The sequence below is a fragment of the Qipengyuania oceanensis genome, from assembly GCF_009827535.1.
Classification (GTDB): Bacteria; Pseudomonadota; Alphaproteobacteria; order Sphingomonadales; family Sphingomonadaceae; genus Qipengyuania_C; species Qipengyuania_C oceanensis.
In genome coordinates this window covers 29,758-51,318 of record NZ_WTYN01000006.1, presented here as the reverse complement: position 1 = coordinate 51,318, position 21,561 = coordinate 29,758, and the positions used below count along the sequence as shown (strand labels likewise).

Below are 21,561 nucleotides of genomic sequence, written 5' to 3'. Positions count from 1 at the left end.
GATTTTGCCTCCTGATGCATTCGAGGCGACAGGCGGCAGGACCACGTTCAGACGATCCTGCGCCAACCGCCGAAAATTCGCGAAAACCAGATGAGACCGCCGCTAAGCGAAGAAATATCTGGAAATCGCCGATAATCTTGGCAATATCTGGGCCGTCTCGAAGGGCGCTACTACAAGATTGCACATACCCGAAGATAATCCGGAGATCTCAACTTCGGTCGAGTAAGTGCACCGGATTGGGGCAGTGGTCGTTGTATCTCACAGATGGTTCCGTGCTGGCGGCGGCTGGGAATTTCAATCGCGCAGCAATAGGGGAAATCGGGTGGTCGGATGCCCTGAACGGCATGACTGATCTTCTTGGTATGCGTTCAGGGCAGCTTGTCGCTTTTGGCCGAGATTCGCTTGTTCCGCTCAACATGATGACTCGCGTCGGAGAGGACGCCGCAGCCGAGTTTGTTGCCATCGACGGAGGGAATCCGGCGGTCAATTCCAAGGTCCATGTCGGTTTGCAGCGACCGGAACTCATGACCTTGGATGAGGCGGACTTCGATACCGCCGGCGATCGTCGCCGGTCCCCGGAATTCGCGGGATGGATGGATCGTCACGATATCGGTTATTGCTGCGTCAGCACGTTGATCCGCACTGATGCCACCCTCGTCGGACTGGCCGCCATCCAATCAGCGAACGGGCCCGGTCTGAACGACGAGGGCAAGAGGGCGTTCGAGCATATTGCCGGTGCAGCCCGTTCGGCCGTTCTCCTGCGCGAGGCTATAGAAGGACAGGGCCTCAAGCTACTGACCCCAGCGCTCGACAGCGTGGGATTGGCAGTTGCGATCTGCGACATTACTGGGCGTATTCGCGCGATGACGCCGTCTGCCGAGAATCTGGTGGCGAGCCAAAGTTTCGGGCGGATGGTCGATGGACGTTTCGCTCCTCATGATCGGATTGCTCGCACCGCTTTCGAAAACGGGTTGTCGCGGACGATCCAATCCTGGGCGATTCCCTTTCCGGCCGGATTGGAACGATGTGTCTTGAAATCTCCCGACTTGAACTCGGTTGCCGTCGAATTTTTGCGCATGCCCGCGGAGCACGCTTTCAGTTTCTCTGCAGCCGCCATGGTAGTCTTTAAATTGCCCGACAAGAACCGAGCCCGCCGCAAAGCGGAACTTGCGACGGTGCTGCTGGGCCTGACGAAAACCGAGCGCGAAGTCGCGGAAAAGTTGTTGTGTGGTTGGTCGCCCGGAAAAATATCCACCGCGATGGGCACCTCGGTCGGCACGGTAAGAAATCATGTTCACCGAATACTTCAAAAAGCGGACTGTCGCAGCCAAGTCGAGCTCCTCGCCCTCATGAGTACCATGGACTGATCAGACTGGGGTGTGGCAGCTTGGCCATTCTTACTAAGCGAATGGCGGTTTTCGGGAAAAGCTCGCGACCACTTGAATAACCGGGATTGGGGCGCAAAGCAGTCATTCGCCGCTGTAGGCCCACCAGTCTGGCCAGTTCACTTGATGCGGCGCACGAGTGGCATTCCACACTTCGCTCTGCTCGTCGAGCGAGAGCTGCGTGTCGCCGAACCGTTGGAGAGCAGCTTCAACGATCCATGGATTGAGCTCCCAACGCACACGCGCTTTGTCTGTCGGGAACTTGAGCCGGGCGATCCCGAGCTTGCCGATGATCGCGTCTGCCCCGCTCCCTACCGAAGAGATCACGATCTTTGAGACCCCCGAAGTCACTTCATTGCGCGCGGTACGCGCTGTCTCGATCGCATCGAGCGAAGCGCGGGCTGCGGCGCTGTCACCAGCGAGGCCCTTCTGGGTGAGCTGAAGCAGGAACGCCTCGGCAGCCGTGACCCGGCGCTCTCGCCCGTCCTCGCGGATCGTCACCATCTGCCCGAGCACGGCATCGTAGGGTATCTCGCGGCGACGGTTCTTCGGTCGCCCCCTCGGGTTGCCTGAGCGGCCCTTCTGGAACCGGCTAGCGACCGGCGGCCTCGCGTAACCAACCTGTTCGGCGCTGCTCATTCGATGCGTCCCCGCGGCCAGCGCAACGTGTCGGCATCGAAGGTGAAGAACCTGATGCTCTCGACATCCCTTGGCGCGAACTTTCTGCGACCCGGCCGGCTAAGGGCTGCCTGCGTGGCCCAGGCCTGGACCTTCCACCGCATTGGGTGGTTGAGGTCCGGCCTGGCGATATCCAGGATGCGCATGGCCTCATTGGCATTCTCCGCGCAGTGATGACTTTCGATCGGGATATGGCGCGGCGCCGGCCTGCTCTTCTTCGCCAGTGCCGCCTCGCGCTTCTCGATCATCTTCATCACCTTGCGGATCGCCATGCGGTTGCCCTTGAGTGCGTCCTGGTAGGTTTGCAGCTGCAGGGCCTCGTCGACGGTCAGATCGCGGGTCTTGTCGCCCTGGGTAACGGCGAGAGTCTGGTCGATGATGATGTCGAACGCAGAGTTGTTGGGTCGGCGCGCCTTCGGCCTGCCCTTCGGATTGCCGGACTGGCCGGGCTGGAAGCGGGTGCTGGTCATGCCGCCGCCTCCTTATGGTCATCGCGATGGACAAGCTCCGGCTCCTTGCCGGTGAGCTCGCTCCAGCGGGTCATGGCCAGATCGACATAGGCGGGATCGATATCGAGCCCGCGGAACCTCCTTCCGACCCGTTCGGCAGCAATCAGACTGGTGCCTGAGCCAAGGAAGATATCGAGCACCAGCTCGCCCTGCCGGGTGACGTCGCAGATCGCGTCGGCAACCATGGCCACCGGCTTGACCGTGGGATGCAGCGCCAGGTCTTCACGCCTGCTCCCGCGCATCGAGTTGACGCTGGCATATTCCCACACATTGGTCCGGTTGCGACCGTGCTTGCCGAGCTCGACCGCATTGGTGTGCGAGGCACTGCCTACCCGGTAGACGAACACCATCTCGTGCTTGGAGCGATAGAGCGATCCCATCCCGGCATTGCTCTTGTTCCACACGCAGATGTTGAGCAGCTCGTCGTAGATGCCGGTGACCGACGCGGTCACATCGTCCATGTGCCGCCAGTCCATGCACACGAAGTGCACCGCCCCATCGCGCGATACTGCCGCACAGGCGCCCAGCGTATCGGCAAGGAAGGTGCGGAACTCGTTCTCGCTCATCTCGCCCGAGGCCATGGCGAACTCGCGGTGACGCCCCTTGGCGTTGGCATGGCCGTTGATCTTCACATTGTAGGGCGGATCGAGGAAGGCGCAGTCGATCGCCGCACCCTCGCCAACCAGGCGCTGGAGGAAGGCCACATCGCGCCCGTCGCCGCAGGCGATCCGGTGCTCGCCCAGCTGCCAGATATCACCTGGGCGCACGCGGGGGGATTGCGGCACTTCCGGGATCACCTCGTCATCAGGGTCGGGGCTCTCGCCCAGCACCACGTCGATCTCGCCCGGACTGAACCCGGTGAGGCCAAGATCGATGTCGAACTCGGGCAGCGACAGGTCAGTCAGTTCAAGCTTGAGGATCTCGACATCCCACCCGGCATTGAGCGCGATCTTGTTGTCGGCAAGGCGCAGAACTTTCTTCTGCGCATCCGAGAGACCGGCGAGTGTAATCACCGGCACCTCGTCCAGGCCCATCTCCCTTGCCGCACGCAACCGGCCGTGGCCAGCGATGAGGTTTCCTTGCGGGTCGGCAAGGATCGGGTTGGTGAACCCGAAGGCGCGGATCGACTGAACGATCTGTGCCACCTGCTTCTTCGAGTGGGTCCTCGCATTGCGCGGATCGGGGGTTAGGCTCTCAAGCGGACGATACACCACTTCAAGCGGGCGGTCGGCAGTCGGGGCTGCTCTCTTGCTGGGCGTGCTCATATCATGAACATATCATGACCACCTGTTCTTCGCGAGTCTGGCAACCGCTTATCCCCTGTGGATAGCAGGGACGATATTTACGACTGGACTGTGCTGCCCAACCGAGCATTGCTGTCGTCACGCCCGGCGGTCCCGGGCTTGCTCCGGTAGCGGCGGCCATTTCCGGCCCCGCCATGAACCGGAACAACACACATGACCACAACGACCACCCAACCTCTCAGCAAGCTCGACCAGCTGCAGAAGCTCCTCCTACGCAAGAACGGCGCCAGCATCGCCGAGATGATGCACGCAAGCGGATGGCAGCAGCACTCGGTGCGCGGCGCCATGGCCGGATCGCTGAAGAAGCGCGGCCTCGTCATCATTTCCACCAAGCTCGACGGCACGCGCCGCTACCATGCCGAGAAGCCGGCATGATCAGCGCGGATATCGATGTCGAAGTCGGCGCACTCGAGGCGATGAGCCTTGAGGCCCTGCGCGAGACCTGGAGGCGGCGCTACGGCGCTCCTCCCCAGCTTCGCTCCGCCCCGATCATGCGCATGCTGATCGCCTGGCGCATCCAGGCACAGGCGTTCGGCGGGCTCGACGAGGCGACCAGACGGCTTCTACAGCGCAGCGGGCCTGTCAAACCGGAAGGTCGTAACCTTGGCATCGGTGCCGCGCTCACCCGTAACTGGAAGGGCCGTGCGGTTACGGTCATGGTCGAGGAGGACGGGTTTCGGTGGGAGGGTCAGCTCTTCCCCAGCCTGTCGGCTGCTGCCAGCGCGATCGCCGGATCGCGCTGGAACGGACCACGATTTTTCGGCCTCAGGAACAGTTGATGGCAGACAAGATCATGCGCTGCGCGATCTATACCCGCAAGAGTTCCGAAGAAGGGCTCGAGCAGTCGTTCAACAGCCTCAATGCCCAGCGCGAGGCCTGCGCCGCCTATATCCTCAGCCAGGCCAGCGAAGGCTGGGTGACGCTGCCGACCTTTTACGACGACGGAGGCTATTCAGGGGGCAGCATGGAGCGCCCCGGCCTAAAGCATCTGCTTGTCGATATTGCGGCCCGCCGCGTCGACATCGTGGTGGTCTACAAGATCGACCGTCTCACCCGCTCCCTCGCCGACTTCGCCCGCATCGTCGAGGTGTTCGAGCAGGCCGATGTCAGTTTCGTCTCTGTCACTCAGTCGTTCAACACCACCAGCTCGATGGGCCGGCTGATGCTCAACGTGCTGCTGTCGTTCGCCCAGTTCGAGCGCGAGGTGACCGGTGAGCGCATTCGCGACAAGATTGCCGCGTCCAAGGCGAAGGGCCTGTGGATGGGCGGCAACCTGTCATTGGGCTACGACCTGCCGAAGTCCGGCTCGCGCGTGCTCGAAGTCAACGAGGGCGAAGCCGCAACCGTGCGCCACATCTTTGTCCGCTATCTCGAGCTTGGTTCGGTCCATGCCCTCGAACGCGACCTTGCACGCGAGAAGATATGTTCGAAGCGCTGGACGACAGCGAAGGGCAAGGAAGTCGGCGGCGCGCCGTTCAGCCGCGGGGCCCTGTTCCACCTGCTGCGTAACCATGTCTATCTCGGCAAGATCCGCCACAAGGATGAGATCCATGAGGGCGAGCATCAGCCGATCGTCGACCAAGACCTGTTCGACCAGGTCCAGCGCCATCTCGATGGCAATGCCCGCCGGCACCGCAGCCGCGCCAGCACCCGCACCGCCAGGGCGCCGCTGACCGGCAAGCTTTTCGATGCAGCAGGCGATCCCATGAGCCCGACCACATCGCGCGGCAAGTCGGGTCGTGCCTATCGTTACTATGTCTCGGCCTCGCTGCAGCAGGGTCGTCGTCCGAATGACGATCGCATCCGCCGGCTTGCTGCTCCTGCTATCGAGCGTGTGATCACCGAGGCACTGGTGCGCTGGTTGCCACAACCCGACGCCCGCCTCGATCATCTGGTCGCCGTTCGACTGCGCGACGATGGTCTCCTTCTAGAACTGACCGGCGTCCGGCCTGCCACGATCGCTACCCATCTCTGCGAAGGTGAGATGATCATGCATGAGACACGCGATGCGGCCACCATCCAGCTGCCGCTTGCCCTTCCCTTGCGCGGCGGCAAGCAATTGGTGGCACGCGGAGCCAGGCGCAGTAACCGACCCGATCCGGTGCTGATCGCGGCCCTGCGCAGGGCGCATGCCATGCTGGATTGGGAGCGCGGCCTGCCGGTGATGCGAGCCGCGCCCACCTCACCTTACGACCGCCTGATCCTGCGCCTCGCCCTCCTCGCGCCTGACATGCAGGCCGACATCTTGCGCGGGGCGCAGCCAGCCGGGTTCAACCTGGAGGCGCTGAAGGCGATCGACATTCCGCTGGCCTGGTCGCAGCAGCGCAAGGCCCTTGGCTGGCACCAATGATGCGCGCCCAGTTATGGGCGAAAAACACGCCTGTTCGGCGCGATAACAGTCCCTGTTCTGTCGATTGAATACCCTGTTCCGTCGAATAACAGGGAAACGGCGATTTCTGCCGCATAAGTAGCAGAAATATCGCGCTATTGTGACACACGATTCCGCGTCCGGTGGCGATTTCGGTCTGTTTTCGCACCCGAACGAAGGTTTTTCCCTGTTAATTCCCTGCTGAACAGGGAAACCGAACCGATCTACACCTCGCCAGAGACAGAGCCGAAAATGCGGCCCTGATAACGCGGAAGAGACGCGCCTTATGATGGCGCCGTTACGGAAGTGCCCTCGCAAGGCCGCCTGTTCCGCCGGCTTGCACCAGTTCCCTGCAACCAGAGACGAGTGCTGGGGGTGGGTGGCGGAGCGGGTGGGATTCGAACCCACGATACGGGGTTACCGTATACACACTTTCCAGGCGTGCGCCTTCGACCACTCGGCCACCGCTCCGCGTACTTGCCTGCACTACCGCTCAGTGGCTTGAGTGCAATGGACCCTGGTGATCCGTCCTCGGCCTCAAGTAGCGCATAGCGCGGTAGGCCAACCAAGAACGCGCGCCTCTAGCGGGCGTTGTCAGGTCGCGCAAGCCGTGGCAGACCTCGTGGCCATGAACAGATCATCGATGGCGGCACTGGCCGCGACCGCGCTCGCAGCCATGCTCCTGCCCTCGCCCCTCATCGCGCAGGAAAAGGCGGAAAAGCCGACACCTGCATCCATCGTACAAGGAGCACCGAAAACGGACTGGGTGGCGATCGATCCGGCGGACCTGCTGGTGATGACCCTGGCCCCGGATGCCGATGGCAAGGACCGCGAAGTCATCATCCAGCTGATGCCCGCGCCGTTCAGCAAGGGATGGGTCGAGAACATCCAGACGCTCGCCAAGGCGCACTGGTGGGACGGGCTTTCGGTCTACCGCTCGGTCGACAACTGGGTCGTCCAGTGGGGCGACGGCGAGGAGGAAGGCGGTACGCCCAAACCTCTGCCAACGGGGCTGAATGTCGTGCCGGAGAGCCAATATGTCGACGAGACGGTCGCCGCAAAGCCGGAAGAGGACGTGATCGTCCTCTGGCATCCTCGGCCAGAACTGGTCGATGCCTACGCCGAAAGCGCGACCTTCAACGATGGCTGGCCCATCGGATTGCAGATTGCAGACGGAACCCGGGTGTTACGCCGCTGGCCCGTCCACTGCTACGGCTCGGTCGGGGTCGCGCGCGACCTCTCGCCCGACACCGGCACCGGGGCCGAACTCTATGCCGTGATCGGCCACGCGCCCCGGCAGCTAGACCGCAACATCGCGGTGGTCGGTCGGGTCATCATGGGCATGCAGCACCTATCCACCCTGCCCCGCGGCACCGGCGATGCAGGAGTCTACGAGACGCTGGCGGAACATACGCCGATAGTGTCGGTGCGGCTGGGCAACGAATTGGCCGAGGCGCCCCGTTTCGAGTATCTGTCGACTTCCAGCGACAGCTTCGCAGCCTATGCCGAGGTCTCGGCCAATCGCGACGATTCATTCTACAAGGTCGGCGCCGGCGGCATCGACGTGTGCAATCTGCGCGTCCCGATCCGCCCGGTGAAGGATGACTGAGCAGGTTCGCGCCCGCGTCCCGCTGAGCTGCTGGCGAGGCGAACGCGGAACGTATCACCTCGTCACGCTGACCGGCAGTCCGGCGAAAGCGATCGCCATGCACGAACGGCTGCGCCGCCTGGAATTCGGCGGCCGGCGTGGCTTCGGATCGGTCAAGGTCATCGCAAGGATCGGCGATACCGGCTGGAAGACGTCGGTGTTTCCGCAGACCCCCTCGCCATCGAGCGGACAAGCAATCGCGCAACAGGAACGCGAGTGGATCCTCCTCGTCTCGAAGAAGGTGATGCGTGCGGAAGATCTGGCCGAGGGCGACGAGGTCGCGGTCGAGCTGAAGCTGCTCTAGGCCTTCTGCATCAGTTCGATGCGGTTACCGAACGGATCCTCGGTGAAGAAGCGGCGATAGCCTGCGACCGGCTTGTCGTCCTTCGTCACGCAGCCGGCGTCCTCGAGCCGGATGCGCAGCCCGTCGAGATCATCGACCAGCAGCGCGGGATGCGCCTTTCTTGCCGGCCGAAAATCAGGATCGACGCCGAGATGCAGGCTCATCGTTCCGCCGGTGAACCAGCACCCGCTAGGCGACAGGTTGGCCGGCTTGGGCACTTCGTTCATGCCCAGCAGGTCGACGAAGAAACGCCGTGCCTCGTCCTCGCCGCCTTCCGGAATTGCCAGCTGGACGTGATCCAGGCCGACGATAGCCATCAGCCGCGTTCTGCCTGGGCAACCGCATCGCTGGCGCGCAGCGCGCTGAGAATCCGGGTCAGATGCGCCAGGTCCTTTACGTCCAGATCGACGCTCCAGACGGCGAACGGCGGATCCTGCTCGGCCTGTTCTAGCGTTTTTACATTGGCGTGGTTCTGCGCGAAGATCGTCGCCATCTCGGCGAGCGTTCCCGGACGATCGTAGAGCGTCACGCGCAGCCTCCCGATCGCGCCGGACGATCGCTTGTCCCAGGAAAGGTCGAGCCAGTCGGTGTCGATCCCGCTGGCAAGTTCGAGGCAATCGATGGTGTGCACCTCGACTCCCTCGCTCGGGCGGCGAAGTCCGACGATCCGGTCGCCCGGTACCGGGTGGCAGCATTCGGCGAGCTTGAAACCGACCCCGGCGGTGAGCCCGCGGATCGAGATCGCGCGTTCCTGGCGGCCCCAGTCCGCATCGTCGCCCAGATCGGCCGTGCTGCCGGGAAGCAGGGCTTCCATCACCTCGCGATCGTCCAGCTTGTGCGCGCCGATTGCGTAGAGGAAGTCCTCCTCGTCCTCCATCTCGAGCCGCTGCACCGCCTCGCGCACGGCCTTCTTGCCGATCTTCGCCGGCAGCCGCCCGGAAATCTCGTCGAGCAGCTTGCGCCCGAGAGAGGCGACCTCGGCGCGTTCCTTCAGGCGCACCGCCCGGCGGATGGCGGCGCGCGCCTTGCCGGTGACGACGAAGCTGAGCCACGAGAGTTGCGGCTCGGCGTTCTTGCCCTTGATGATGTCGACCACGTCGCCGTTGTTGAGCGCTGTGCGCAGCGGCATGTGCCGACCGTTGATCTTCGCGCCGACCGCCTGCGCACCGAGATCGGTGTGGACGGCAAAGGCAAAATCGACCGGTGTCGCGCCCTTTGGCAGCTGGAACAGCGCGCCCTTGGGCGTGAAGGCGAAGATGCGGTCCTGGTAGACCGCCAGCCGCGTGTGCTCGAGCAGTTCTTCCGCGTCGTGGCTGGCATCCACGATCTCGATCAGGTCGCGCAGCCAGCTCACCTGACCGTCCGGGCGATCGCCCTGCTTGTAGGCCCAGTGCGCGGCGAGACCGAACTCGTTGGTCCGGTGCATTTCGCGGGTGCGGATCTGCACCTCCACCCGCATCGAGTTTTCGTAGATCAACGAGGTATGCAACGAACGGTAGCCGTTGTTCTTCGGCGTCGAGATGTAATCCTTGAAGCGGCCGGGAATGAATTGCCAGGTGCGATGGAGCACGCCCATCGCGCGATAGCAGTCCTCCTCGCTTTCGGTGATGACGCGAAAGGCCATGATATCGGTGATCTGTTCGAAGGAAACGTGGCGTTCGGCCATCTTCTTCCAGATCGAATAGGGGTGTTTTTCACGGCCGGAAACCTCGACCTTGAGCCCCGCCTCGGCCAGCGCCTGCTTGATTGCAAGGGCGATCGCATCGACCTGCCCGCCATCGGAATTGCGGATTTGTTCGAGCCGACCGGTGATCGTCTGGTAGGCGTCGGGCTCGATCTGTTCGAAAGCCAGCGCCTGCATCTCGCGCATGTATTCGTACATGCCGACCCGCTCGGCCAGCGGCGCGTAGATATCCATGGTCTCGCGGGAGATCCGCTGGCGCTTTTCGGGCGACTTGATGAAATGCAGCGTGCGCATGTTGTGCAGCCGATCGGCAAGCTTGACCAGCAGGACGCGGATGTCCTCGCTCATCGCGAGCAGGAACTTGCGCAGGTTCTCAGCCGCCCGCTCGTCTTCGGGCATGGCTTCGATCTTGGACAGCTTGGTCACGCCGTCGACCAGCCGCGCGACCTCGCTGCCGAACTTGTCCTCGACGTCCTCGATCGTCGCCAGCGTATCCTCGACCGTGTCGTGGAGCAGCGCGGTGATGATCGTTTCCTGGTCGAGTTTCAGGTCGGTCATCAGGCCGGCAACCTCGACCGGATGGCTGAAGTAGGGATCGCCGCTCGCGCGCTTCTGCGTGCCGTGTTTCTGAACCGTATAGACATAGGCGCGGTTGAGCAGCGCCTCGTCGGCGTTCGGGTCGTATTCCTTGACCCGCTCTACGAGTTCGTACTGGCGCAGCATGGCTCAGTGAGGATGTGGACAATCCGCGCTGCATTGCAACGCAAAAAGCACGGTTGCCACAATCCGTCCTGCCCGCTCGGGCGCGCGCCAGCCTAGCTGACGATCGCGTCCACCTTGCCGCGCGTGTAGGCATGGTAGCCGCCCCGCGTCCCGGCATAGATGCGGCGAGCGATCGGCTGCCCCCACTCGCCCGTGTTCCACAGGGCCTGAAACAGCGGACTGACGAACTTGTTGCGGCCGACCCGCGCGAGGAACTCCTCGGCCTGCGGGACCGCGGGCTGGTAACGATTGCGCAGGGCCGCCTCGAGCCACAGGAAGCGGACCTCGTTGTTGCCCGACGCCGACACGCCGAGCCGCTTGTCGAGCGCGGCAAGATCGCTGGCGCTCAGCGCCTCGGGCAATTCCTCGAGGAACCGGCGCTGTTCCGCGGCGGTCCAGGCGCGCCAGGCGGCAGCTGTCGGCAGGCTCCGGTTGGCAGCATAGGCGGTGACGGCAGCGTCGACGGCGGCAAAGGCCTGCGCATCGGGCTTCAGCGCATTGGCGGGCAGACCGGTGCCGTAGACCCACTGGTCGAGCAACAGGCGCTGCTCGAGCTGCCGGTCCCCGCGCACGAGCTTTTCGCGCAGGTCGGCAAGAAACATCGCCGATGTCGCTGGCTGGAAAGCGTGATTGTCGAACCATTGCGTCAGCCACGCGTCGAAGCGCTGGCGCCCGATGATGTTCTCCACCGTGCGCAGGAATACCGTACCCTTGTCGTAGATCGCCTCGCCGTCGGTATCGAACGGGCTGGTCCCTGCAGGTGTCCGCATGGCGGTGACCGGATTGGTCGCGCCTTGCTGGGCCACCATGGCTTCCAGCGCGGCATAGCTCAGCGCGTATTCCTGCTCGGCCCGCGCCTTGCCGTAGACTTCCTCGCTGATCCGGTTCTCGATGTAGGAGGTCACGCCTTCGTTCAGCCAGCCGTCGCGCCAGCTTGCATAGGTCACGAGATTGCCGGACCAGCTGTGCGCCAGCTCGTGCGCGACCAGGCCGTTGTTCGAACGGTCGCCCGCGATGAAGGTCGGCGTGAGGAAGGTCATCACCGGGTTTTCCATGCCGCCATAGGGGAAGGACGGCGGCAGCACGATCATGTCGTAGCGGCCCCAGCGATATTCGCCGAACAGGCTTTCGGCAGCTTCGACCAGTTGTTCGGTATCGCCGACTTCGGCAGCGGCGCGCGGCAGCACTGACGGTTCCGCCCAGACGCCGGTGCGCGGCCCGGTCGCGGCAAAGTCGATGTCGCCGGCTGCGATCGCGATGAGGTAGGGCGGCACTGGCTTGTCCATGACGAAACGGAAGGCACGGCGGCCATTGCCCAAGTCCTCCGGCTTGCCCTGGCGCACGCCGCTCATGACGACGTCGAGCGGCTTGGGCGCGGTGATGCGCGCTTCCCAAGTCTGGCGGATACCGGGGCTGTCCTGCGTCGGGATCCAGGTGCGGTTGAGTATCGCCTGGCCCTGGCTGAACAGGAACGGGTGCTGACCGCCGGCGGTCTGTTCGGGATCGAGCCATTGCAGCGCGTCGGCCTTGCTTGCCGCGTAGCTGATCTGCACCTTCCTGGCGCCATCTAACCCGATGGTCAGTGGCGCGCCCTTCTCCCCTTCGGCAGCTGCGCCGACGGACCATTCGAGCATCCGCCCAGCGCCATCGGTGATGGAGGAAATCTGCAGGCCCCTGTCGTCGAGCACGATCTCGGACACGCCGGGCTTCGCCATCACGTCGAGCGTGGCGGTTCCCGCCACGCGCTGCCGGGCGAAATCGAGATCGAGGTCGAGGGCAACATGAGTGACCCGCGCCTTTTGCGGCTCGGCCCAGCTCTCCTCGTCGATCGCCTGCGCGCTCGTCAGGATCGGCGCAATGGGGGCTGCCGAACTCGCGAGGTCGCTGCCGTCCGCGACCCGCTGGGTCGTCGTGCAGGCAGTCGTGGCGAGCAGCATGGCGATCGGGACGGCAAAACGCTTCATCGAGATATCTCCGGCAATGTCTGTGCCGGATGCGCGACCCGGCCATTATCTTTCGTGAACGGCCTATCGCGCAATATGGTCCCCGAGACCAGTGCGGGCTTTCAAAGCGTTGCAATCGCTGTATTGATAACGTTATCAGAGATCGGACATCAGGGTTGGGAGACGCCGATGAAAACTGTTTTGACAATCATGGCGGCATCGCTTGCATCGAGCGCCTGCGTTACGGCTCCGGATGGTGCCACGGACATTGCGCAGGCGAACGAGCGGCGGATCATCTTCGCCGACGAATTCTCCGGCACGGCGCTCGACTGCACGAAATGGAACTTCGAAGGCCGCGAGTTCTGGGTCAACGACGAACAGCAGGTCTATGTCGATTCGCCGGACACCATCTTCATCGCGGACGGGCTTCCCGGCGCCGATGGCGGGGCGCTCGTCCTCAAGCCGCTCTATCGGCCCGGCGAAGACCCCCGTTCCGACCGCAAGGCCGACTTCATCTCGGGCCGCATCAATTCCCAGGGCAAGTTCGACTTCACGCACGGCCGCGCCGAAGCACGGATCAAAATGACCGATCACGTCGGCGTCTGGCCCGCATTCTGGCTGCTGGGCAACGACAAGTGGCCGGACACCGGCGAGATCGACATCATGGAATATGTGGGCGAGAAAGACTGGGTCGGCGTGGCCCTTCACGGCCCAGGCTATTCGGGCGAGACGCCGCTGGTCGACAAGTACATCTTCCCCGCCGGAACCGATGTCACCCAGTGGCACGACTATGCCGTGGAATGGACCAGGGACGCGATCGTGTTCGAGATCGACGGACGGCCGACCTATCGGGTCACGCGGCCGATGGTCGAACATTACGGCCGCTGGAGCTTCGACAATCCCAAGTATGTCATCCTGAATTACGCGCTCGGCGGAGCCTATCCGGTCAAGACCAACGGGATCAGGAAACCTTACGCGGGGATGCCGCAAGGCACCGTCGACGCGATCAAGCGCGGCGAAGCAGCCATGTACGTCGACTGGGTCCGCGTCAGCGCACCTCCAGCCGCAAGCGACTGATCCTCAACCGACCGGCTGGACGACCGGACGCGATTCGTAGCGGATGACGATCTGCGGTTCGGGAGCAGGCACAGGTGCCTCGTCGATCGCCGTTTCCTCGCCGACCGCCGTTTCAGTGGTGGTCGCCTCTTCCGGCTTGACCTCGTTGCCGAGGAGGCTGGTGTTGTTCTTGACGAAGTCGTCGCGATCGTCGGGCGTCATTACGCCGGCGGTCAGGATGTCGATGTCGCAATTGAACTCCAGCCGGTCGACCAGTTCGTCGAGCGCCTTCGAGGTCTTCTTGCGCAGTGCATCGATCTCGAGCTGGCGCTGGATGAGATAGATGTCGCGCGTTGCACCGTAGGCATCGCCGCAGCGTTCGCGGATCGCCTCGATCTGGTCGTCGACCAGGATGCGCGATTCGAGCGAATTGAGCGCCCCGACCGGGATCGCATAATACGGCTTGTTGAACGGAGGGCCCGCCAGCGTCGGGATGATCGACAGATCGACGAAGCGTCCGAACAGGTCGCGCACCGTGGTCGAGCCGATGAAGGGCAGGTACAGGTACGGACCCGGACCTATCCCGTAAAAGCCGAGCGTGTTGGCCAGGCCATTGCTGCGATGCTCGATGTTGAACTTGCGCGTGGCCGGGTCGAACAGGCCGCCGACGCCCACGGTCGTGTTGATGAAGAAACGGCCTGCGCTGCGCAGCGCGCTCTTCGGCTTGAACTGCAGGAGGAAGTTCAGGAAGTTGATCGGCTCCCCGAGATTGCGCAGGAAATTGCGCAAACCCGTGCGGATCGGCTTGGGTATGCCCTGGTCGTAGACCTCTGCGACCGGCGCGACGATCGCGTCGTCGATCTTCTGGACGACCTCGTAGGTCGCGGCGTTGAGCTTCTCGGCAGGGTCGCCCTGCGGCGGCCCGATTTCGCCTTCGACCACGATGATGGAAGGATCGTCGACCGGCTGTTCGGCCTGCGGATCGCTCTCTTCAGTGGCGGGCGGAGTCTCGACGACCGGCGGTTCTTCGCCGGCCACGGCGGTCTGCTGCGCCATCGCTCCGGCTGTTTCGGGCAGGCACACCTCGTCGGCTTCGCACACCGGCTGCGCGCCGGCGAGTGCCACCACCATCGCGAGATTGGAAACCATCATATTCCCCGAATTCCTGCGCCTTCGACCGGAGAACCCGGGCGATGCGAATAGCCTATAACAACATGCGGCTGGCTCTAAAGGCTTTTTGCTACCGACGGGCTAACGCGAGCCCGTCATGTGCCCTTTGTGCAAAGGGTCCCTTACGTCCAGACCGCTTCGGGCGGAAGGCTCATGAGGATAGCATCGATGTTTCCGCCGGTCTTGAGGCCGAACAGCGTGCCCCGGTCGTAAACGAGGTTGAATTCGGCGTAGCGCCCGCGCCATTCGAGTTGCCGCAACTTGTCCTCCGGCGTGAAATCGCTGTCCATCCGCCTGCGGACGAGTTGCGGGAATATATCGAGAAACGCTTCGCCCACGTCGCGGGTGAAGGCGAGATTGCGCTCGAAGGCCTGCGCATCGTCGCATTCGAGGTGATCGTAGAATATCCCGCCGACGCCCCGATGGACGCCGCGATGGGGAATGTAGAAATATTCGTCGGCCCACTTGCTGAACCGGTCGTAATAGGTCGGGTTATGCGCCGAACACGCAGCCCGGAAACGAGCGTGGAAATCGCTCGTGTCCTCATCGTAGGGAATCGGCGGATTGAGATCGGCCCCGCCCCCGAACCAGGCCTTGCCGGTGGTCAGGAAACGCGTGTTCATGTGCACTGCCGGGACATGCGGGTTGGCCATGTGCGCCACCAGGCTGATCCCGGTAGCGGTGAAGCCGGGATTGTCCGCGTCCGCTCCGTTGATGCTGGCTGCGAACTCGGGCGCGAAATTGCCGCGCACGGTCGAAACGTTCACGCCGACTTTCTCGAACACCTTGCCCTTCATCAGGCCGCGAGTGCCGCCCCCGGGGTCCGGATTGCCTTCTTCCTCGCGGTCCCACCTCGCGTAATCGAACCGTGCGTCCGATCCCGCCTCGCGCTCGATCGCCTCGAACTCGGCACAGATCCGGTCACGCAGGGTCTCGAACCAGCCGCGCGCCCGATCGCTCTCGTCTTTCCAGTCACTCATCAGGCCCCCTTGCCAAGCGGAATCCGGCAGGGCAATAGCGGCGCATGGTTCCCCTTTCGTTCGCAGGAGACGAATTCGCGCTGACCCGGTCCGGCGCGCTGTACTGGCCGCGCGAGAACGCGCTGCTGGTTGCCGACCTGCATCTTGAAAAGGCGAGTTTCTTCGCGCGCCACGGGCAGATGCTGCCCCCTTACGACAGCCGCGAGACGCTGGAGCGCGTGGCGCTCGCGATCCGCGAAACGGGCGCACGGCGGGTCATCACGCTGGGCGACAATTTCCACGATTCGGATGGTTCGACCCGGCTGGAGCCGCATGCTTGCGGTATGCTGGAGGCGCTCACGCGCGCGGTCGACTGGGTGTGGATCACGGGCAATCACGACCCTTCCATGGAGGCACGCTGCGGCGGCACGCTGGTCGAGGAAATGCAACTCGGCGGGATCGTCCTGCGCCACCAGGCCAGGCGCGGCGAATCCCTGCCCGAGATGTCGGGCCACTATCACCCGCGTCTGCAGCTCAAGCTGCGCCAGCGGCACGTGCGCAGGCCCTGCGCGGTGGTCAGCACCGACGCGACCGGAGGCGGACGGATCATCCTGCCGGCTTTCGGTGCGCTTACCGGGGGAATGAACGCGGCCGATCCCGCCATTCTCAAGGCCTTGCAGCCGGCACAGACGATCGATGCCGTATTGCCCGCCAGCGGAAGGCTGGCGCGAATACCGCTCTGGCGGGCGGCTGCGTGAATTCCTTCTGGCGAATCCGGCGCGTTCACCCTACATAGCGCCGCATACAGAACGGCAATTTCAGGAGAACGCCCCATAGCCCGTCCACCCCGGCGCACATTGCAGCCGCCCGTAAAAAGCGGCCCGCGCTACGATAACATGATCCAGAGCGACAAGGTTCGCGTCATCGACGAGAACGGTGAGAACCTTGGCGTGATGTACACCAATGAAGCAATCGATCAGGCAAACGGGGTCGGTCTGAACCTCGTCGAGGTATCGCCCAACGCCGATCCGCCGGTGTGCAAGTTCCTCGATGTCGGCAAGTTCCGCTACGAAGCGCAGAAGAAGGCGAATGCCGCGCGCAAGACGCAGAAGACGCAGGACATCAAGGAAGTGAAGATGCGTCCCAACATCGACACGCACGATTACGACGTGAAGATGCGCAACGTTAACAAGTTCATCGACAACGGCGACAAGGTCAAGATCACGCTGCGGTTCCGCGGGCGGGAAATGGCCCACCAGGAACTGGGCATGGACTTGCTCAACCGCGTGCGCGACGATGTCGAGGAGACGGCCAAGGTCGAGGCATTCCCGCGGCTCGAAGGCCGCCAGATGCTGATGGTACTCGCGCCGAAGTAATTCGGTCCGACCAAGCCAAGCCGGAATGATGATTGGCCGGGGAACGCCATGTGCGCTTCCCCGGTTTTTCATGCATGAGCCAGCCAAGACCCGATCGCTTTCTCGCCATCACTGTCGCCCTATCGCTGTTGCTCGCAGGCTGCGGCCAGCGCGCCCCGAGCGAAACGCAAGCGCCCGACACGCTACCGGAAGCGCCCGCTCCCGACGACGCGGATCGAGCCACTCCTTCAACCGTTGGCAGCGGCACTGTCGCCGAACAGGGCGCAGAGGTGCCCGACCTTTCGCCGCCGGTGCTGACGCCCGAGGCCGAGCGCGGCAAGAAGGGCGCGCGCAACGTGCTGCTCTCCCTTGCCCGCATGATCGAACTCAAAGCTTACGACCAGGCGTGGGACTTGCTCGCTCGCGTCGACGACAAGCAGCGCAGCGAAAGCGAGTTTGCCGCACTCTTCGCAAGTCTGCAGGATATCTCTGTGCAAATCGGCGACGGCGTCCTCGAGGGGGCGGCCGGTTCGAGCTATTACAACACGCTGGTCGTCGTGACCGCGCGCGATGGCGAAGGTCGCCCGGTGAAGATCGAAGGCCCGGTCGTGCTGCGTCGGGTAAACGATGTACCGGGCGCAAATGCCGAAGACCTGCGCTGGCACATTACCAGCCTGGCGCTCGACAAATCCCCCAGCGTCTGAGGCGGCAACCGCCCCTGCCCTGCCCCGCGAAACGCTACTCGATCTCGAAATCCAGTATCGTGAACCGCGCCGGAGCCGTGGCGTAGACACCGTGACCTCGGCCGCTGCCGGAGCCGAGCACGAAACCGACCCTCTGCGTATCCCGCAACGCGGCGGCGAAACCCTGCTGCTGGGACTGCGGCGTGTGCCCGCCGAGAACCGAAGTCCAGGGCTCGTCGAGCGCGATGCTGACACGATGCGTGCCCGGTCGCAGCGTCATTTGCCGATTGGCAGGCGCATACCACCTGTGGAGCGGGTATTTGCGCGTCCATCGATCCCCGGCTCGCTGGAAGTAGAGGGACAGCGTCGCGGTCTCTGCGGGGTTCTCCTGCGGGATGAAGTGGGTGCCGCGCTCGGCATCGATGCGATAGGTCAGAATGATCTTGCGTGCGCCTTCCAGCGAACGGACGGGCACGGTTACGTAATGGACGTGGCCCGCCCGCGCTGTCGGATAGGGAAAGTCAAAATACGGTCCATCGCGCGAAGGCGTCATCGAAGTCGGCATGCCGACGGACTTGTTCTGGCCCTGCACGAACGGCCCGATCTCCCACATCTGCGCGGCTGGCTGGGCGGCAGTGACGGCGGCGAAACCGGCGAAGGCGAGCGCTGCGGCGCCGGCGATTGAGACGATCCTGTTCATGGCCGCACCATACCACCGGCCGCTGATGCGGGCCTGAACCTGCCTTTCACCAACCAGCAAGGTGTCGCTTGTCGCCCGCGCGGCGGTCGTTATGGTGCGCATGACGGGAGGGGCCATGACTGCGCAACGGATCGGATTCTGGGCCGGGCTGATCGCCTTTGCGCTGACGATCGTCCTGCCGCCACCTGCCGAAATGACCCGCGAGGCGTTCCTGGCCGGCGGGCTCGTGGTGTGGATGGCAGCCTGGTGGATGACGGAGGCGCTTCCGCTTACCGTCACCGCGCTGCTGCCGTTCCTCGTGCTGCCGATGTCCGGTATCCTCGATGCAAAGGATACTGCGGCGAGCTATTATTCGCCGATCCTGTTCCTCATCCTCGGCGGTGCCTTCATCGCGCTGGCAATCGAGCGGACCGGCCTCCACCGCCGCCTGTCGCTCGGCATTTTGCGGACCATCGGCACCAATGGCGGACAATCGCGGCTGCTGCTTGCCTTCATGGTGAGTGCGGCGATCCTCTCCATGCTGATTTCCAACACCTCGACTGCGCTGATCATGATGCCGATGGCGCTGGCAGTGCTGGCTGGCGGCGGCATCGCCGAAGACGAGAAGCTGGGCCTCGCCGGGGCGCTGCCGATCGGGATCGCCTTTGCCGCATCCATCGGCGGGCTCGGCACGATCGTCGGCTCGCCCACCAACGCCATCGCGGTCGGCCTGCTCGACCGGATGATCGGGGTGAAGATCAGCTTCCTCGACTGGATGATGTTCGGTATTCCGATCGTGATCGTGGGCGTGCCGCTTGCCGCATGGATCGTGGCGCGGGTGCAAAAGGTCGCCGATTACCCATTCGACGTGGCAAAGGCTCGCGCCGCGATCGATACCCATGCCAGCTGGAGCACGGCGGAAAAGCGCCTCGTGCCGCTGGTCGGCATCACCTTTCTCCTGTGGCTGGGACAGGCGTGGCTCGAACCGCTCTTGCCGGAAGGTGCGCTGACGGACGGCACGATCGCCATTTTCATGAGCCTGTTCCTTTTTCTGGTACCGGACGGAACCGGCCGTCCGTTGCTGGTCTGGGAAGAAGCCGACCGGGCACCCTGGGGCGTCATCATGATGTTCGGCGGTGGGCTGGCACTGGCTGCGGGCATGCAGGAATCCGGCCTCGCGACATGGCTCGGCAATGCACTGCTGCCCCTCGCCAGCGTGCCCGTCTTCGTCATTGCGCTCGCCATCGTCGCGATGGTCGTGGTGGTGACCGAATTCGCGAGCAACGTGGCGACCGCCAGCGCCATCATCCCGGTGGTCGCCAGCCTCGTCGTCGCGCTCGGCATCGACCCGCTGCTGCTCGCCATGCCCGCCGCCCTCGCGGCGAGTTGGGGCTTCATGCTGCCGGCAGGCACCGGGCCGAACGCGATCGGCTGGGCGACCGGCCGCATCGCGCTGCCCCGCATGGTCGGCGCGGGTTTCGTGCTCGACATCGCCGGCATCTTCCTGATCGTCGGCATGTGCTTCGCGATTGCGGCGATCATCTGAGCGACGACGGTTGAAAGCGGTCTGCGGCCACGATAATTGCAGTTGAAACTATCGCGTGTCGGCAGATGCGTTCCTGCGGAGGTTAGGAACGGGCGGCCGGACAGGCACCACCGGCTCCCGCCTTCCTGGGAGCGTGACTGCCATGGAAGGACCGCCCGATGACCGACGCCGTCGATGCCGAAACCACCCCCACCCCGCGCCGCAAGCCCAAGCCCGAAGTCACCACGCTCAACGGGCGCACCATGAAGCCCTCGACGCTGATGATGGGCCATGGCTACGACCCCACGCTGTCCGAAGGATCGCTCAAGCCGCCGATCTTCCTGACCTCGACCTTCGCCTTCGAAAGCGCGGCAGCGGGCAAACGGCATTTCGAAGGAATCACCGGCCAGCGGCCGGGCGGCGCGGAAGGCCTGGTCTATTCCCGCTTCAACGGCCCGAACCAGGAAATCCTTGAGGACCGGCTCGCGATCTGGGACGGGGCCGAGGATGCGCTGTGCTTCTCCAGCGGGATGACCGCGATCTGCGTTCTTATGATGACCTACTGCAGCGCGGGCGACGTGATCGTCCATTCCGGACCACTCTATGCGGCGTCGGAAGGCTTCGTCGCCAAGGTGCTGTCGCGCTTCGGCGTGACCTATGTCGATTTCCCTGCCGGAGCGACGCGGGACGAGCTTGACGCGGTACTCGCAAAGGCAAAGGCGCAGGCCGCAGAAAGCGGCGGCAAGGTCGCGATGATCTACCTCGAGAGTCCCGGCAATCCGACCAATGCGCTGGTCGATGTCGAGGCGGTGCGCGATGCGCGCGACGCTGCACTCGATCCGGAAACGACGCCGATCGCGATCGACAACACGTTCCTGGGTCCGCTGTGGCAGCGCCCGCTCGACAATGGCGCGGACATCGTTGCCTATTCGCTGACCAAGTACGTCGGCGGCCACTCGGACCTCGTCGCGGGCAGCATCGCCGGCGACAAGAAGTGGATGGACCCTGTGCGCATGCTCCGCAACACGATGGGCGGCATCGCCGATCCGAACACTGCCTGGATGCTGCTGCGCAGCCTTGAGACGGTCGAGCTGCGGATGCAGCGCGCGGGCGAGAACGCGGCGAAAGTCTGCGAATTCCTGCGCAACCACCCCAAAGTCACCGGCCTCGGCTACCTCGGCTTCATCGAGGATGCGCGCCAGCAGGACATCTACGACCGGCATTGCAGCGGAGCGGGCTCGACCTTTTCGGTCTTCATCGAGGGCGGCGAGGAAGCCTGCTTCCGTTTCCTCGATGCGCTCAGGGTCGCGAAACTCGCGGTCAGCCTCGGCGGGACAGAGACGCTCGCCAGCCACCCTGCCAGCATGACGCACCTGTCCGTCCCCCACGGGCGCCGCCAGGAACTCGGCATCACCGACAGCCTCGTGCGGATCAGCATCGGGATCGAGGATGCGGACGACCTGATCGCGGATTTCGAACAGGCGCTGGCCAAGGTCTGAGCACGCGCGTA

Annotated in this window: 21 protein-coding genes and 1 tRNA gene; 12 read left to right on the top strand and 10 right to left on the bottom strand. The window is 63.9% G+C overall.

What is annotated here, in order from left to right:
* The first annotated feature begins 344 nt into the window (after positions 1 to 344).
* Positions 345 to 1,367: a helix-turn-helix transcriptional regulator gene (locus tag GRI48_RS13805; RefSeq protein ID WP_160677547.1), complete on the top strand. Its 1,023-nt coding sequence runs from the start codon at positions 345 to 347 to the stop codon at positions 1,365 to 1,367.
* A gap of 102 nt (positions 1,368 to 1,469) precedes the next feature.
* Here the strand turns inward: GRI48_RS13805 and GRI48_RS13800 are convergent, their stop codons facing one another.
* Genes GRI48_RS13800 through GRI48_RS13790 form a run of 3 tightly spaced genes read right to left on the bottom strand, consistent with a single transcriptional unit; the run spans position 1,470 to position 3,837 of the window.
* Complete coding sequence (locus GRI48_RS13800) at positions 1,470 to 2,024, bottom strand: DUF5681 domain-containing protein (RefSeq protein ID WP_160677544.1); 555 nt, start codon at positions 2,022 to 2,024, stop codon at positions 1,470 to 1,472.
* The gene (locus tag GRI48_RS13795) at positions 2,021 to 2,533 is read right to left on the bottom strand and encodes a DUF5681 domain-containing protein (protein ID WP_160677541.1); all 513 of its coding nucleotides are present in this window, start codon (positions 2,531 to 2,533) and stop codon (positions 2,021 to 2,023) included. The genes GRI48_RS13800 and GRI48_RS13795 overlap by 4 nt, the downstream gene beginning before the upstream one ends.
* Positions 2,530 to 3,837, bottom strand: a complete 1,308-nt coding sequence (locus tag GRI48_RS13790) for a site-specific DNA-methyltransferase (RefSeq protein ID WP_160677538.1) — start codon at positions 3,835 to 3,837, stop codon at positions 2,530 to 2,532. The genes GRI48_RS13795 and GRI48_RS13790 overlap by 4 nt, the downstream gene beginning before the upstream one ends.
* 192 nt (positions 3,838 to 4,029) lie before the next feature.
* Here GRI48_RS13790 and GRI48_RS13785 point away from each other — a divergent pair, with 192 nt between their 5' ends.
* The 3 genes from GRI48_RS13785 to GRI48_RS13775 are packed head-to-tail and all read left to right on the top strand — an operon-like array spanning position 4,030 to position 6,226.
* On the top strand, positions 4,030 to 4,251 hold the full coding sequence (locus GRI48_RS13785; protein ID WP_160677535.1) for a DUF3489 domain-containing protein: 222 nt from the start codon (positions 4,030 to 4,032) through the stop codon (positions 4,249 to 4,251).
* On the top strand, positions 4,248 to 4,655 hold the full coding sequence (locus GRI48_RS13780) for a DUF2924 domain-containing protein (RefSeq protein WP_160677532.1): 408 nt from the start codon (positions 4,248 to 4,250) through the stop codon (positions 4,653 to 4,655). Before GRI48_RS13785 ends, GRI48_RS13780 begins: the two co-directional genes overlap by 4 nt.
* On the top strand, positions 4,655 to 6,226 hold the full coding sequence (locus GRI48_RS13775) for a recombinase family protein (RefSeq protein ID WP_160677529.1): 1,572 nt from the start codon (positions 4,655 to 4,657) through the stop codon (positions 6,224 to 6,226). The genes GRI48_RS13780 and GRI48_RS13775 overlap by 1 nt, the downstream gene beginning before the upstream one ends.
* A gap of 398 nt (positions 6,227 to 6,624) precedes the next feature.
* Here the strand turns inward: GRI48_RS13775 and GRI48_RS13770 are convergent.
* Positions 6,625 to 6,715 (bottom strand) — tRNA-Ser (locus tag GRI48_RS13770).
* 157 nt (positions 6,716 to 6,872) lie between these two features.
* Between GRI48_RS13770 and GRI48_RS13765 the strand changes: the two genes are divergently transcribed.
* Together GRI48_RS13765 and GRI48_RS13760 are read left to right on the top strand one after the other, a co-directional pair.
* Positions 6,873 to 7,853, top strand: coding sequence for a peptidylprolyl isomerase (locus tag GRI48_RS13765; protein ID WP_237451979.1), 981 nt, complete (start codon positions 6,873 to 6,875; stop codon positions 7,851 to 7,853).
* Complete coding sequence (locus GRI48_RS13760; protein ID WP_160677527.1) at positions 7,846 to 8,196, top strand: DUF1905 domain-containing protein; 351 nt, start codon at positions 7,846 to 7,848, stop codon at positions 8,194 to 8,196. The genes GRI48_RS13765 and GRI48_RS13760 overlap by 8 nt, the downstream gene beginning before the upstream one ends.
* Here GRI48_RS13760 and GRI48_RS13755 read toward each other — a convergent pair.
* The 3 genes from GRI48_RS13755 to GRI48_RS13745 all read right to left on the bottom strand — a co-directional run bounded on the left by GRI48_RS13755 (position 8,193) and on the right by GRI48_RS13745 (position 12,645).
* Positions 8,193 to 8,552 (bottom strand): VOC family protein, encoded by a 360-nt coding sequence (locus GRI48_RS13755; RefSeq protein WP_160677524.1) that lies wholly within the window; start codon positions 8,550 to 8,552, stop codon positions 8,193 to 8,195. The two genes, GRI48_RS13760 and GRI48_RS13755, sit on opposite strands and share 4 nt — an antisense overlap.
* Positions 8,552 to 10,642, bottom strand: coding sequence for a RelA/SpoT family protein (locus GRI48_RS13750; RefSeq protein WP_160677521.1), 2,091 nt, complete (start codon positions 10,640 to 10,642; stop codon positions 8,552 to 8,554). The genes GRI48_RS13755 and GRI48_RS13750 overlap by 1 nt, the downstream gene beginning before the upstream one ends.
* Before the next feature lie 92 nt (positions 10,643 to 10,734).
* A complete protein-coding gene (locus GRI48_RS13745) occupies positions 10,735 to 12,645 on the bottom strand; it encodes a M1 family metallopeptidase (protein ID WP_160677518.1) in 1,911 nt (636 codons plus the stop codon).
* Between the two features lie 168 nt (positions 12,646 to 12,813).
* Between GRI48_RS13745 and GRI48_RS13740 the strand changes: the two genes are divergently transcribed.
* Complete coding sequence (locus GRI48_RS13740) at positions 12,814 to 13,701, top strand: glycoside hydrolase family 16 protein (RefSeq protein WP_202389376.1); 888 nt, start codon at positions 12,814 to 12,816, stop codon at positions 13,699 to 13,701.
* Between the two features lie 3 nt (positions 13,702 to 13,704).
* On the opposite strand, the gene GRI48_RS13735 is transcribed toward GRI48_RS13740, so the two are convergent.
* Both GRI48_RS13735 and hemF read right to left on the bottom strand, forming a co-directional pair.
* Positions 13,705 to 14,832, bottom strand: a complete 1,128-nt coding sequence (locus GRI48_RS13735; protein ID WP_160677515.1) for an MlaA family lipoprotein — start codon at positions 14,830 to 14,832, stop codon at positions 13,705 to 13,707.
* A gap of 140 nt (positions 14,833 to 14,972) precedes the next feature.
* Entirely contained in the window at positions 14,973 to 15,830 is an 858-nt protein-coding gene (gene hemF, locus GRI48_RS13730) for an oxygen-dependent coproporphyrinogen oxidase (RefSeq protein WP_160677512.1), read from the bottom strand.
* A gap of 44 nt (positions 15,831 to 15,874) precedes the next feature.
* On the opposite strand from hemF, the gene pdeM reads away from it, so the two are divergent.
* The 3 genes from pdeM to GRI48_RS13715 all read left to right on the top strand — a co-directional run bounded on the left by pdeM (position 15,875) and on the right by GRI48_RS13715 (position 17,868).
* Positions 15,875 to 16,567: a ligase-associated DNA damage response endonuclease PdeM gene (gene pdeM / locus GRI48_RS13725; RefSeq protein ID WP_160677509.1), complete on the top strand. Its 693-nt coding sequence runs from the start codon at positions 15,875 to 15,877 to the stop codon at positions 16,565 to 16,567.
* A gap of 138 nt (positions 16,568 to 16,705) precedes the next feature.
* The gene (infC, locus tag GRI48_RS13720; RefSeq protein ID WP_237451978.1) at positions 16,706 to 17,185 is read left to right on the top strand and encodes a translation initiation factor IF-3; all 480 of its coding nucleotides are present in this window, start codon (positions 16,706 to 16,708) and stop codon (positions 17,183 to 17,185) included.
* Positions 17,186 to 17,259: 74 nt separating this feature from the next.
* A complete protein-coding gene (locus tag GRI48_RS13715) occupies positions 17,260 to 17,868 on the top strand; it encodes a hypothetical protein (protein ID WP_160677503.1) in 609 nt (202 codons plus the stop codon).
* A 34-nt stretch (positions 17,869 to 17,902) separates the two neighbouring features.
* Here the strand turns inward: GRI48_RS13715 and GRI48_RS13710 are convergent, their stop codons facing one another.
* On the bottom strand, positions 17,903 to 18,547 hold the full coding sequence (locus GRI48_RS13710) for a hypothetical protein (protein WP_160677500.1): 645 nt from the start codon (positions 18,545 to 18,547) through the stop codon (positions 17,903 to 17,905).
* Positions 18,548 to 18,662: 115 nt separating this feature from the next.
* Between GRI48_RS13710 and GRI48_RS13705 the strand changes: the two genes are divergently transcribed.
* Both GRI48_RS13705 and GRI48_RS13700 read left to right on the top strand, forming a co-directional pair.
* On the top strand, positions 18,663 to 20,072 hold the full coding sequence (locus tag GRI48_RS13705) for an SLC13 family permease (RefSeq protein ID WP_160677497.1): 1,410 nt from the start codon (positions 18,663 to 18,665) through the stop codon (positions 20,070 to 20,072).
* Between the two features lie 158 nt (positions 20,073 to 20,230).
* On the top strand, positions 20,231 to 21,550 hold the full coding sequence (locus GRI48_RS13700) for a cystathionine gamma-synthase family protein (RefSeq protein ID WP_160677494.1): 1,320 nt from the start codon (positions 20,231 to 20,233) through the stop codon (positions 21,548 to 21,550).
* Positions 21,551 to 21,561: the final 11 nt, after the last annotated feature.